Source organism: Mucilaginibacter sp., from assembly GCF_965225845.1.
Lineage (GTDB): Bacteria > Bacteroidota > Bacteroidia > Sphingobacteriales > Sphingobacteriaceae > Mucilaginibacter.
This window is the reverse complement of sequence record NZ_CBDDBL010000002.1, coordinates 620,549-634,119: the sequence shown is the minus strand read 5'-3', so window position 1 is coordinate 634,119 and position 13,571 is coordinate 620,549. Positions and strand designations below refer to the sequence as shown.

General features: G+C 39.8%; 11 protein-coding genes. 8 read left to right on the top strand and 3 right to left on the bottom strand.

The features are described 5' to 3' along the window. Positions 1-137 precede the first annotated feature (137 nt). Together ACYZ0U_RS06740 and ACYZ0U_RS06735 are read left to right on the top strand one after the other, a co-directional pair. Complete coding sequence (locus ACYZ0U_RS06740) at positions 138-2,765, top strand: PAS domain-containing protein (RefSeq protein WP_461451146.1); 2,628 nt, start codon at positions 138-140, stop codon at positions 2,763-2,765. 26 nt (positions 2,766-2,791) lie between these two features. Beyond that, a complete protein-coding gene (locus tag ACYZ0U_RS06735; RefSeq protein ID WP_461451144.1) occupies positions 2,792-3,229 on the top strand; it encodes an aspartyl protease family protein in 438 nt (145 codons plus the stop codon). Between the two features lie 12 nt (positions 3,230-3,241). Here the strand turns inward: ACYZ0U_RS06735 and uvrC are convergent, their stop codons facing one another. From uvrC to porW, 3 genes are all read right to left on the bottom strand, one after another. After that, the gene (uvrC, locus tag ACYZ0U_RS06730; RefSeq protein ID WP_461451142.1) at positions 3,242-5,056 is read right to left on the bottom strand and encodes an excinuclease ABC subunit UvrC; all 1,815 of its coding nucleotides are present in this window, start codon (positions 5,054-5,056) and stop codon (positions 3,242-3,244) included. A 129-nt stretch (positions 5,057-5,185) separates the two neighbouring features. Next, complete coding sequence (locus tag ACYZ0U_RS06725) at positions 5,186-7,438, bottom strand: transglycosylase domain-containing protein (protein WP_461451140.1); 2,253 nt, start codon at positions 7,436-7,438, stop codon at positions 5,186-5,188. A gap of 1 nt (position 7,439) precedes the next feature. Next, on the bottom strand, positions 7,440-10,217 hold the full coding sequence (gene porW / locus ACYZ0U_RS06720; protein WP_461451138.1) for a type IX secretion system periplasmic lipoprotein PorW/SprE: 2,778 nt from the start codon (positions 10,215-10,217) through the stop codon (positions 7,440-7,442). Positions 10,218-10,336: 119 nt separating this feature from the next. Between porW and ACYZ0U_RS06715 the strand changes: the two genes are divergently transcribed. The 6 genes from ACYZ0U_RS06715 to atpH all read left to right on the top strand — a co-directional run bounded on the left by ACYZ0U_RS06715 (position 10,337) and on the right by atpH (position 13,544). Beyond that, positions 10,337-10,567, top strand: a complete 231-nt coding sequence (locus ACYZ0U_RS06715; protein WP_461451136.1) for an AtpZ/AtpI family protein — start codon at positions 10,337-10,339, stop codon at positions 10,565-10,567. Beyond that, positions 10,564-10,950: a hypothetical protein gene (locus tag ACYZ0U_RS06710; RefSeq protein ID WP_461451134.1), complete on the top strand. Its 387-nt coding sequence runs from the start codon at positions 10,564-10,566 to the stop codon at positions 10,948-10,950. Before ACYZ0U_RS06715 ends, ACYZ0U_RS06710 begins: the two co-directional genes overlap by 4 nt. Positions 10,951-10,965: 15 nt before the next feature. Further along, on the top strand, positions 10,966-12,048 hold the full coding sequence (gene atpB, locus ACYZ0U_RS06705) for a F0F1 ATP synthase subunit A (protein ID WP_461451132.1): 1,083 nt from the start codon (positions 10,966-10,968) through the stop codon (positions 12,046-12,048). A 46-nt stretch (positions 12,049-12,094) separates the two neighbouring features. Then, the gene (atpE, locus tag ACYZ0U_RS06700) at positions 12,095-12,337 is read left to right on the top strand and encodes an ATP synthase F0 subunit C (RefSeq protein WP_461451130.1); all 243 of its coding nucleotides are present in this window, start codon (positions 12,095-12,097) and stop codon (positions 12,335-12,337) included. Between the two features lie 95 nt (positions 12,338-12,432). Then, positions 12,433-12,924, top strand: coding sequence for a F0F1 ATP synthase subunit B (locus ACYZ0U_RS06695; RefSeq protein WP_461451128.1), 492 nt, complete (start codon positions 12,433-12,435; stop codon positions 12,922-12,924). Positions 12,925-12,998: 74 nt separating this feature from the next. Beyond that, positions 12,999-13,544 (top strand): ATP synthase F1 subunit delta, encoded by a 546-nt coding sequence (atpH, locus tag ACYZ0U_RS06690; RefSeq protein WP_461451126.1) that lies wholly within the window; start codon positions 12,999-13,001, stop codon positions 13,542-13,544. Positions 13,545-13,571: the final 27 nt, after the last annotated feature.

Genomic DNA, 13,571 nt, shown 5'->3' with positions numbered 1-13,571 from the left:
TACAAAAACATTCCAATTTATAAAAATTCTTCTTTCAAGTGATTTAATTTTAACTTTAATATCGCGATCCAATTATAAATGAAATTGCCTGGTTTTTACCTGAACATTTATAAACTTTTAGCCGTATTATAAGATAAATGCAAATTCCGCAAAAGAACAAAATAATCACCTGGGTTAGCCTGGCCATAATGGCTACAAGCTGCATTATTATGTTTGGCTGGATATTTAAAATCACGGCGCTTTCGGGCTTGCTGCCCGGCTTTCCCATGCGATTCAATACAGCATTGTGCTTTGCCTTGCTGAGCGGCGCGTTGCTATCGGCACAACTGCACCCTAAAAACTGCAGATCTGCTTTATTTTTTGCGCTTGCTTTAGCAGGTACAGTTATTGGGTTATTAACGCTTGCCGAAGATATTATTAATATCAATACAGGTATAGATCAATTATTTGCAACTGATCCAAGCACGCTTATTGCAGTTATGCCACATCCCGGCCGCATGGCATTTAATGCTTCGCTAAATTTTGGCCTTTTAGGTGTTGGATTATTGTTTTTTTGCTTTAACTCACGCTATCTTCATATCGCCTCACAATATCTTTTTCACGCGGTTACCTTAATCTCGGCCATTGCTATTATTGGCTTTTTGTATAATGTAGCGTTATATAACTCACTGTTTTATGTAACCTCTATGGCAATTTCTACTGCCGTATTTTTTTTAGTGTTATCGTTAGCTGCCGCACTCCTAAATCCGAGCCTTGGCCTGGCTGCTATTTTTACCGGCGACCGTGTAGGCAACCAGTTAGCCCGCAGGCTGGTAACCCTTATTTTTTTTATGATCCTGTTTTTTGGAGCGTTAAAGTTAGAAACCCATAATTCAAGGATCTTTTCATCTATCGATATCGAGATGTCGCTGCTGGCATTATGCTTTTTAATAGCAACCACACTTTTGATATGGAACACAGCCAACTGGCTAAATAGAATTGACGCCAAGCGCAAGCTTGCAGAAGAGGAAATATTTATCATAAATGCTGAGCTGGAAAAGCGTGTTGAAGAACGCACAGCCGAATACCAAAAAAGCGAGCAGTGCTATCATTCACTAATTGATCAGGCTACAGATGCTATTTATTTAATGGACAGCGAAAGAAATTTTACCGAGGTAAATGTTTCCATGTGCCAAATGACCGGTTATAGTAAAGATGAGCTATTGCAAATGAATGTGATAGAAGTACTTGACCCCGAAGAATTAAAAAACAGTCCCCTGCCCGAAATATCGTCTTACCTTGGTAAACCACCTATAGAACGGAAATTTATCAAAAAAAATGGAGAACCTTTTACGGCCGAAGTTAACGTTAAGGTTTTTCCTGATGACCGGGTAATGGTAATTGCACGCGATGTTACCTCACGTAACAAAATGCTGCAGGAGGTACAGGAAGCCGAGCTTAAATTTAAATCCATCGCTGAAAAATCAATGGTGGGCATCTACATGGTTCAATATGGTAAGTTCATTTATGTAAATCCGCGTTTTGCTGAGATATTTGGCTACCGACAGGAGGAATTAACTAATACTGTACCTTTGGATACCATTATTTACGATACCCACCGTGATTACACCAACCAGCAGGTAAAACTACGAATGGAGGGTAAGATCGATAGCGTTCGTTATGAAACCAAGGGTAAAAAGAAAGACGGTTCAAGCAATTGGATAGAGTTTTATGGAAGCCGGGCCATGATGAACGGCGTACCAACCATTATAGGGTCTATGATGGACGTTACCGAGCGTAGAAAGGCTGAAGACGAATTAAAAGCATCGGAAAGAAAATATAAGGTACTATTTGAAAGCAACCCGGTGCCCATGTTTATGATAGCCAAGGATAGCCTTAGATTTATTGCCGCAAATGACGCCGCAGCCAAACAATACGGTTATACCAAGGAAGAATTACTGAACATGGATGCCACGGCGATGCGGTTACCCGAAGACCGCGACCTGCAACTAAGAGGCTACCAGGATGACAGGAACAAAACCCGGATAGCAAGGCATTTAAAAAAGGATGGCACTGTCATCATCGTTCAGCTTACTACGCATGATATTGTAATTGAAGGGGAACCTGTAAGATTATCACAAACAATTGATATAACCGAACAATATAAAGCCCAGGAATTACTTAAAAAATCCGAAGCTAATTTAAAGGCCATATTAAACACCACCGATACCGCTTATGGCTTGTTCAATAAAGATTTAACCGCATTGGTGTTTAATCCAAAAGCCGTTGAATTTATTAGTTATCGATACGGGTATAAACCTGAAAGCAATAGCCATTTATCCGACTATTTTCCGCCTGACAGATTTCCCCAGTTACACAAGTTCACTAATAAGGTTTTAAATGGCGAGAATATCAACTTCGAGGTTAATTTCCCGCAGGAAGACGGCTCAACGCTTTGGTATTATGTTCGCCTTTATCCTATAACCAGCGATAGTACAGAGATCTTAGGCATACTAATGGCACTATACGATATTAGTGAGCGTAAAAATGCCGAACAAAACCTTAAAACTGCTTATAAGCATATTCAAAGCCACATCAATAGTATTAAGGATATGGCCTGGAAACAATCGCACCTGATACGCAGTCCACTGGCTAATTTGAAAGGATTAACCACCATGCTAAAATCAGATCCTGACCCGCAGATCCTGGAGCATATTGAAACTGAACTTGACCGCATGGATGCTATAATAATTGAGATGGCTGATGATGCTACCACTAAGGATTGATCGATTGGATTTTTCTACCTTTACCCATGCGAATAACCGTACCCCTGCAAATTATCGATCTTAACAGCGATGGCTTTCATCCTTTGTTAACAATCAAAATATTTGGCAAGCCATTTACTGTTGTACTGGATACCGGTGCATCAAAAACCGCTTTTGATAAAACACTCCTGTTAAAGGCCAACAAAAAAGCACTCATTAACAATAGTGATGTTTTATCCACCGGTTTAGGGACCAACAATATGCAATCCTTCACCGCTGTTATACATGATATGCATATTGGAAGGTTAAAGGTCCCTGAATTCCAGGTTGCAGTACTCGATCTTTCAACTATAAATATTGCTTACACGCAGATGGGCCATCCCGAAGTATTAGGTGTATTAGGCGGCGATATTTTAATGAGATATAAAGCAGTAATTGACTACGGCAAACAGGTTATAAAATTCAATAACGATTTATCACTATGATATTATTAATGATTATTGAATTGCCGCCTTCTCCTGGAAATAAGAGACGATAGCCTTAGCTTGTTTGGTATTTACAATTTCCATCAGTTCAGCCTCGGTTGCCTCTTTTACTTTTTTAACCGATTTAAAATATTTAAGCAGTTTGCCTGATGTGGTTTTGCCTATGCCATCAATAAGGTCAAGTTCGGTAACTAAAGTGCCCTGATCGCGTTTTTTGCGGTGGAAGGTGATACCAAAACGGTGGGCTTCATCACGCAGTTGCTGGATGACCTTTAGAGTTTCTGATTTTTTGTCAAGATATAAAGGATATTGATCGCCGGGATAGTAAAGTTCTTCTAACCTTTTGGCAATACCTATAACGGTAACCTGCTTTTCTATCCCTAATAGTTTAAGGCTTTTCATAGCAGATGATAGCTGCCCTTTGCCTCCATCAATAACAATCAATTGCGGTAATTCGGTTCCTTCATCCAGCATTCGGCGATAACGGCGCTGGACCGCTTCTTCCATCGTAGCAAAATCATCCGGACCAACCACGGTTTTTACATTAAAATGCCTGTAATCTTTTTTGGATGGCTTGCCGTCCTTAAAAACAACAATTGCCGATACCGGGTATTTACCCTGGAAGTTGGAGTTATCAAAGCATTCGATATGCCTTGGCAGTTGGTTCATGCGCAGGTCCTTCATCATTTGGGTTAGCAAACGTTCGGTCCTTACCTCTGGGTTTAGCTTTTCGTACTGGTCTATCTTTTCCTTTTTAAAGAACTGGACATTTTTTTGCGACAGTTCCAACAGTTTTTTCTTCTCGCCTAATTTAGGCACCGTGAATTTGATGGTTGAGCTATCATCAACATCAACCTTAAAAGGCACAATAATCTCTTTAGAATGACTGTTATACCGGCTCCTGAATTCCGATATGGCCAGTGTCAGCAGTTCTTCATCCGTCTCATCCAGTTTCTTTTTAAGTTCGATGGTTTGGGTTTGGATGATGGTGCCATTCATTATCTTCAAAAAGTTAACAAAGGCATATTTTTCTTCAGAAGCGATACTGAATACATCGATATCAGTTATGGACGAATTTACTACTGTTGATTTGCTCTGGTAATTCTCCAGCAATTCAAATTTACGCTTTAATTTGTGGGCATATTCGTAATTCATACTGTTTATCGCTTCTTCCATATCTGCGCGTAAACCGCGCAGCACCGCCCCTATTTTACCATTGAGAATATCGGTTATCTCGCCAATGTTATGGTCATAATCGCTTTCGGTTTGAAAATCCTGGCAGGGGCCTTTGCAATTACCTAACTGGTACTCTAAACAAACCTTAAATTTGCCCTTTTCGATATTCTGGCGGGTGAGCGCCAAATTGCAGGTGCGCAATGGATAAGTTTCCTTGATCAGGCCCAAAATATTGTGCATCATGCTAACCGACGCGTAAGGGCCAAGATATTTTGAACCATCGCGGATGATCCTGCGCGTCCAGAATATGCGCGGGTAATTTTCATTTTTAATAATGATCCAGGGATAAGTTTTATCATCCTTGAGCATCACATTGTAGCGCGGCTGATGCTTTTTGATCAGGCTGTTTTCCAGCAGCCAGGCATCAACCTCGGTATCAACAATAGTAAAAGTAATATCGCGGATCTTAGAAACCAGAACCCGTGTTTTTGCATTAACATTTGGGTTATTAAAGTATGACGATACCCTATTGCGTAAATCCTTGGCTTTACCAATGTAAATCAATTCCTTCTCGCTATCCCAATATTGGTATACCCCGGGCTTATGGGGCACATTTTTTAAAGCGGCACGGTAATCAAATTTCTCAGCCATTATTTACTTATCTTAACTCAACTATTCGCACGTCGTTGCGAGGAGCGAAGCAATCTCTACTTAGGCACATTCGCCCTGTATAATTTAGAGATTGCTTCGTTCCTCGCAATGACGTTTTTTCAGTTGTCTCTAAAATTCTAATTTCTTATCAACCGGATTGGTCCCTTGTTGCTGTTGGCTGTACGCACCGCAATCCAGCGTGATCGTGAGCCCGCCCTTTGGAGGATCAAAGTCAATATTTTTTTTGTATCCAAGTGATGTATTTGCATACACTTTTTGCATATAGAGTGCAAATATAGGCAATGCGGTATTAGCACCTTCGCCCAATCTTTCCGTACGGAAGTGGATATCACGGTCTTCGCAACCAGTCCATACACCGGTTACCAGCTGTGGCGTATAACCTACAAACCAACCATCCGAGTTATCGTTCGGCGTACCGGTTTTACCTGCTATCGGGTTATATAAATGGTATTTAAAGCCCATTCTTGCACCAGTGCCATCGGTTACTACCGCTTTTAGCATATAAGTCATTACATAGGCCGTTTGCTCATCCATTGCTTGTTTAACCTGCGTATGATTGGTGTATAATACGTTGCCATTTTTGTCCTCTATTCGCAGTAAAAATGTTGGTTGTGTCCAAACACCATGGTTCGCAAAAACGCCATAAGCGCCTGTCATATCAAAAACGGATGCATTAAAACTACCCAGGCAAATAGATGGATATGCCGGTACGTCCGTAGTAATTCCCATTCTTTTAATCAACTCCACAACAGGCGGTGGGGTTACCTCTTTCATAATGTGAGCAGTTATCCAGTTTTGGGAATGCGCTAACGCCTCCCTCATGGTTAACATACCAGGTATCGTTTCCGTTTTGCCTGAACGCGGGCACCACCTCATTCCTTCGTAATCAATTGTATCCGGAACATTATTAAACTCCATACATGGCGAAAACCCTTGTTGTTGCACAGCTACCGCGTAAGTAAACGGTTTAGCTGTGGAACCAACCTGTCGCGCTCCATCCTTTACCTGGTCATATTGAAAGTGTTCAAAATTTATACCACCAACCCAAGCTTTAATATAGCCTGTAGTCGGGTCCATACTCATTAGTGAATTACGCAATAGTAATTTGCAATAAACAATTGAATCTATGGGTTTCATTACCGTATCTATATCGCCTTTCCAGGTGAACAGGTTTATAGAATCAGGTGTATTAAAGTTGTCTCTGATCTCATCTTCTGATTTACCTTCGGAAACCAGTTCTTTATACCTATCACTACGACGCATACCTTCGTCAAGCAGTAACTTATAGTTTTTGATTTCTTTCCATAAACTATGCCCGTGCCAGTGCTCATTAAACTGTGCCTGCAAATCGCGCATATATTCACGTTGCGCTTCTTCGGCATATTGCTGCATGGTAGCGTCAATCGTGGTGTAAATTTTAAGGCCGTCACGGTCAAGATCATAGGGTGTACCGTCAGGTTTTGTGATGGATTTATCAACCAATATTTTCTGTATCTCCTTTTTTAGCACCGCCCTGAAATACTGGGCTATTCCTTCATTATGATCTATCCTCGTAAATTCAAGGCCAAGCAGCTTTTGTTTAAACTCATCAACCTGGCCTGAAGTTAAATACCCCTCCTCACCCATCCGCTTTAAAACCAGGTTCCGGCGGTTAGTTGCGTTTTGCGGGTGCCTGATAGGCGAATATAAACCCGGCGCGTTGAGCATTCCGATCAATAAAGCGGCCTGATCGGGGCTAACCTTATCCGGCGTAGTGTTAAAATAGGTGCGGGCCGCTGATTTTATACCGTAAGTATTATAGGCTCCAAAATCCACTGTATTTAAATACATGGTTAAAATTTCCTGCTTAGTGTAATGCCTTTCCAATTGAACAGAAATGATCAGTTCTTTCAATTTTTGTGTGATACGCACAAACGGGTTGTGGCTGCCGCCGCCATTATATAAGTTTTTTGCCAGCTGTTGGGTAATGGTGCTCCCACCTTGCGGCTTACCTATCAAATTGTAAAAAATAATACTGAATGAGCGTTGAAAATCTATGCCCGAGTGATTGTAAAAGCGGTTATCTTCAGTAGCTACCAAAGCATTTACCAAATAAGGCGAAAGATCTTTATAAGTTACACTTGATCTGTTTTGAACATAATAAGTGCCCAATACCTTTTTGTCGGATGATATGATCTCGGATGCCTGGTTGCTTTTTGGGTTTTCCAGATCGCGGAACGGCGGCAAGGGGCCAAATAAACCGAAAGCGGTAAGCGTTATCAGCAAAGCAAAAAGCACCACGCAGCCAATGGCTATTTTCCATATCAGCCAGTTGTATCTTTTTATTTCCTGCGGTGATAGCTTAACTTCCTTTTTTTGCATACTAATAATTGTTTTGATAGTAATCCACGTAACTATCTATTGTTTTCTTGTCTACTAACTTATCTAAGTTTGCCCTGGTGATAATAAAGAAGGTGTATTTTTCCTTCGGTATTTTCATAATTTCCGGCAGCAAAGGTACAATAGCCCTTGCATAAGTTTTAACATCATTTAAACTATAAAAACGCCCTATATATATAAAACGGTTATTATCGCCAACCTGCATCAATTGGTGGGTAATCCCTTTATTATCAAAATTTGCACGGTTAAACTGCCCGATACCAAAACGTGAAGATGCGGGATTAGTGTTATCGTTACTTATATTTATAATAAAATAGTAATTGGTACTATCCTTTATTGAAAACAACTTTGATGAATAAGGTTGCTTTTTTACCGGCGCGGCAACAGTAACCGGGGTATTCAGTGCTGCTTGTGCATGTTCCGGTGTTTTTACTGAATCGGGCTTTTTAACCGGTTTGCGAACATCGGCAACCTGGTTATCAAAATCAAAATGCCTGCCGGGTACACGGTAGGGTGTTTCTTTTTTATTTTCAACCAACGGTGCAAACGGCACAGCTGTGGTATCCGCATATAACAATGCATTATGCCTGGCCGACATATCGACTAAATTGGCATTAATATAATCTATGTGCTGTTTAACCAGTGGAACTATCAACCTATCATTAGGATAATTCTTTACGATTTGTTCCAGGTCGGCTTTAAATTGTTGTGTAGATTCACTATGCCCGGCAGATATCGCGCGCAAATAATATAATTGGGCAGCTAACGAGTTAGTTGGATATTGCTTCATCACCTCATCAACACGAGCCATTACATCGTTGTATCTTCGTTTAGCATACAGGTCATATATCTGGTTATATAAAGCTTTAAATTCTGATTCTTTATCACCATTTTTTTTACTGTAATCAGGATCAAGGATCACTTTGGCAAAAGCGGTTTCAGGGTAGGTTTTCAGCAGCTCATTTTTGTATTTATCCGCTTGATCACTGTTAAGTTCCGAGTAAAGGCGGTACAAACTGTAATCAATAGCCGGCCGGTTAGGGCTATTGGGGAAACGCTTTAATATATTTTCATAGGTATTAACGGCTTCCTTTTTATCATCCAGAATATCACGGTAAAAATTAGCAATATCAAACAAAGCATTATAAATGCGCAGGTTTGATTGTGCTACCAGGTCGGGCGTGGTAGGTAAATTCAATACTATTTGCTGCCTGTAGTTGGCAGCCGCGACTGATTCTGTAGATCTTACTGTCGGGATAGAGGTTGATAATGTTCCCTGGTTCGGGCTTACCGCTGTACTAGCAGAGTTTGACTGGTTACGCCCGCTTCGACGCCAGTCGTCTTCTAATTTTCGGTTGCCCCATAAACGTTTAAACTCCTGGTAACCCTGGCTTACCGCGTTTGAATTGTAAAAATAAAATGTACTGTTTCCACCGCCCGGGTTAGAAAATAAATTACCCCCACCAATATTATTGTTTGCTTTGGTGGCAGCCGCATTTTTTGCATCGGCTTCCATTTGCTCGGTATGTTGCAATACCATGGTATCAATTTTTGCACGGCGGGTTTTATCATCAAGTTTTGCCAGCATTTGCAGGGTATCTTCGCGCCCTATTATCCTCAGGCGGTCGGTAAGCAATTGCAGGTTGTTGGTCTTTTTTTGGATGAGTGAATAACCGGGATAATTTGGCGACAGCGTAGTTAACGTACTATCGTAATATTTTTTGGCAACAACATAGTTTGCTTTAATATTAAAATTGATATCGGCAACACGCAGGTATGATATTCCTTTTTGGTTTTGATTTTTAACGCTTGTAGCAATAGACAGCTTATAATTTTTGATCGCGTTATCAATCGCTTTATCAGCAAAATATAATTGCGCTATCTGGTAGTATATCTGGTCTTTAAATTCCTTGTTGTTCGGGTTTTTAAGCAAGCTGCGCAGTTTATCAATCCGGCTGATCTTCACGCCATTTTGCGCATCCTCAATACGGATCCTGTTCAAATCAGCATTGAATGACATTTCGAAAACAGCATTACTCCGGGCTATTTTAGTGTAGTTGGCATAAGCATCAGCAGTTTGATTGTTTAGTTCTTCTAACTGCGCCAAAATAAACGTCCAGCGCAGGCGCTGGTTAGTGGTATGGCAATACTGAACGGCTAATTTTGCCATTGCTTCGCCATCGGTGTAATCCTGCACATCAATATCGTACTGTAATTTGGTAGCATACACATCCGCAGCAATGTGTTTTTTAACGTTGATGCTATCCAGGGCGGTATCTATAACCAGTTTTGCTGCCGGTAATTTATTCAGGTACATTAAGGTACGGGCTTTCCAAACCATAGCTTCTTCAACCAGGTCTTTATTTTCCCTGAATGATTCAGTTACATAATTAAAATACTCGTTGGCATTAAAATATTGCGAGCCTAAAAAGTTTGCTTTTCCTAAAACCAGATAAGCATCGCCCACATAATGGCTTTGATCTTTATAACCGATGATCTTATTGCCTTTTTCAACCGCGCTTTGCAGGTCTTTATCTAAAGAATTAGCACGTGTATTCAGGGTATCCTGGTAAACGTTCAGCAATTCATTATAAGAGTCTATAAAGCTAAGTTGGTAATCAGCTTGTTTTTGATCCAGTATTTGGTTGGCATCAAACAGGATATTATAATGGGCTGTTAAATTCTGCATGCCGCGGTTAAACCCGGTATGTTTTTCTGTAGAGCAGCCTAAAAAATAGACCCCGATTGCAAGCGGGATCAAAAGCAAATACTTAATTGGTTTTGATAAAAAGGGTGTAAAAACTTGCCTCAAAGTATATTCGTTTATAAAAGCTTTGCTAAAATACTAAATAGTATGCAATAGGATTAATAAATTTGCACATGCCAGAAAATGAACAAAAAGCCGGACCTGACCGTTCCAGCGGACCTAATAACTATGTTAAATTTACAGGGTTAGCTTTCCAGATGATCGCCATTATTGGCGTTTTTACCTATGCAGGCCACCGGATTGATAAAGCAGACCAGCACCAAACCCAATGGGTAACCGCGTTGCTGTCGCTTATTGGCGTATTTATTTCTTTTTATACCGTATTTAAATCTCTTAAAAATTGAACTTATATAAAGTATTACTGCAATTTATAATATTTAGCGCATTGCTTGCTGTGCCGCCAATTATATTAACATATGTTGAGAATGGATATTGGCTTGTAACAGACTTTTGGGGCGTATTTATTTTCCTCGCTGTGTTAACATTGATGACCACAATGGCAGTACTGCTTGTACAGCAAAAAAATAGCGAAATGTATGGCCAGGCCTTCCTGGCGGCTACTACGTTCAAGCTTTTGGCCACGCTTGTTTTTATCCTCATCTTCATAAAAGAAACCAAGCCCCTGAAGATAGTTTTCATGGTTGATTTTATGTATTTATATTTCTTGAATATGGCCTTTGAAATTTACGGTTTGTTGCGTAACTTGCGCAACCAAAATTCAAGGTAAAAAAGTTCATTTTAAATGGAAAAAAGGTTGATTCTGAACTCAAAAATTTCACGACTTTCACGTATTTGTGCGCTTTTTATAGCGCTAATAGCGATTCCGGCGTTTTCTTTTTCACAGGAAAAAGCCGATTCTACCAAGGATAAACCATTCGATCCAAAGCCTACAATTTTTGAACACATTGGCGATGCGCATTCGTGGCATGTGGGTTTACCTTTTGTAAAACCATTCGCAATACCATTACCGGTAATTTTATATACAAGCAAAGGATTAGAGGTATTTTCATCGGCTAATTTGCAGGAGGACGCGGTATATCACGGTAAAAACGATTACATCCTGGCAGGAAATAAAGTTAAAATTGCTGATGATTCTGGCAAAGTTGATACCACTAAAAAAGTATATGATTTCTCTATCACCCGTAACGTTGCAAGCATGTGGCTGGGGATGATATTATTAATTATTATTTTCGGTAGCGTATCAGCATCATATAAAAAACGTGTTGGCAAAGCCCCAAAAGGCTTACAATCGTTTATGGAGCCATTGGTTGTGTTTGTACGCGATGATGTAGCCATTCCCAATATTGGTGTTAAGTATGGTAAGTATATGGGCTTGTTGCTTAGCTTGTTCTTCTTTATCCTGATCAATAACCTGCTTGGCCTTGTGCCATTTTTTCCGGGAGGCTTTAACCTTACCGGTAATATAGCGGTTACTTTTTCATTGGCATTTATTGTTTTATTGGTGATCAACTTTAGTGGTAATAAATACTACTGGAAACACATTTTTGCTCCTGATATCCCGCTTTGGTTATACATCATCATGGTACCTGTGGAATTGATCGGTATCATTTCAAAGCCTTTCGCTTTGATGATACGTTTGTTCGCAAACATAACCGCAGGCCACATTATCGGTTTAAGCTTAATATCGCTGATATTCATATTTAAATCGATAGCGGTATCACCTGCATCAGTATTATTCGTAGTATTTATGGATGTGCTGGAATTATTGGTTGCATTTTTACAGGCTTACATCTTTACAATGTTAACTGCCTTGTTTATTGGGATGGCTATACAGGAGCATCACGGTGAGCAACATGAAATTTAATTTTTTTTACATACACATATATTAATATTTAATCAAAATGATTGGAATGATCGGAACCTTAGCTCAAGCAGCAGCTGCAGCTGGAGTAGTTGGTAAATTTGGAACATTAGGCGCAGGTTTAGCTGTTATCGGTGCAGGTATCGGTATTGGCCAAATCGGTGGTAAAGCTGTTGAAGGTATTGCCCGTCAACCAGAAGCTGCTTCTAAAATCCAAACAAACATGATCATCGCTGCGGCCCTTGTTGAAGGTGTTGCGTTATTTGCGGTGGTTGTTGCCTTCTTAGGCTAAAAAAATCCAAAAAACTTTCCGGGGCGATTGGCTCCGGAAATGTTTTTTGAAAAGAAATTATTTAAAAATAAATCTAACATAAGTATATATCCATTATGGAGTTAGTTACACCCGAATTAGGTTTAGTATTCTGGACCACCCTATCCTTCCTGATATTATTGTTTTTATTAGGCAAATTTGCCTGGAAACCAATATTAGGTGCGATAAATGAGCGTGAAGTAAACATTGAGAACGCTTTGATGAAGGCAGAAGCTGCTAAGGAAGAAATGGCCCGCTTAACCAGCGAGAACGAATCATTACTTAGAGATGCCCGTGCCGAGCGCGATATTATTTTGCAGGAAGCCCGCAAACTTAAAGATAGGATTGTTGGTGAAGCAAAAGAAACTGCACAACAGGAAGGCGCTAAAATGATTGAGAATGCACGCATTGAAATTAACATGCAAAAAGCTTTGGCTATTGCTGATGTTAAAAACCAGGTTGCTACACTTTCAATAGAAATTGCTGAAAAAGTATTGCGCAAACAATTTGAAGACGCCAGCAAACAAGATGCGCTGGTTACAGAACTATTAAAAGAAGTAAAATTATAAGACATGGGATGTGAGATATGAGACTTGAGACTTTTTCTCATATCTCACGTCTCATATCTAACATCTAAAAAAATATGTCAGAAATAACGGTAGCAATACGGTACGCCAAATCGATTATTGATCTTGCGATAGAGCAAAAAGCTTTAGAGCAGGTAAATAACGATATGGAGTTTTTTATACGTACCATAAAGGCAAATTCGGAGCTTAACGCGGTTTTGGTTAATCCAATTATCTATCACGATAAAAAGATTAACATACTGGAAGCAATATTTAATGGTAAAGTTAGCCCGGTAACCATGGCGTTTTTTAAACTGATGGTAAATAAAAACCGTGCTGAAGTTTTATACCCTGCAGCGCTGGAGTTTGTTAACCAATATGATGTTATCAATAATATTGTAAAGGCAACAGTTGTTTCGGCTACTGAATTATCAGAGGCTAATAAGAAAACAATTATTGCCGACGTACAAGCATCAACCAAAGGAACTGTAATATTAACTACCAAGGTAGACCCGGCATTAATTGGCGGTTTTATTTTAACCGTAGGAGACATGCAGGTTGATACCAGTATATCAAGTAGCTTAACCAAGTTGAAAAAGGAATTTTCACAAGCTGCTATCTAAAACAAGTAAAAAATCAAAACTCTAAAT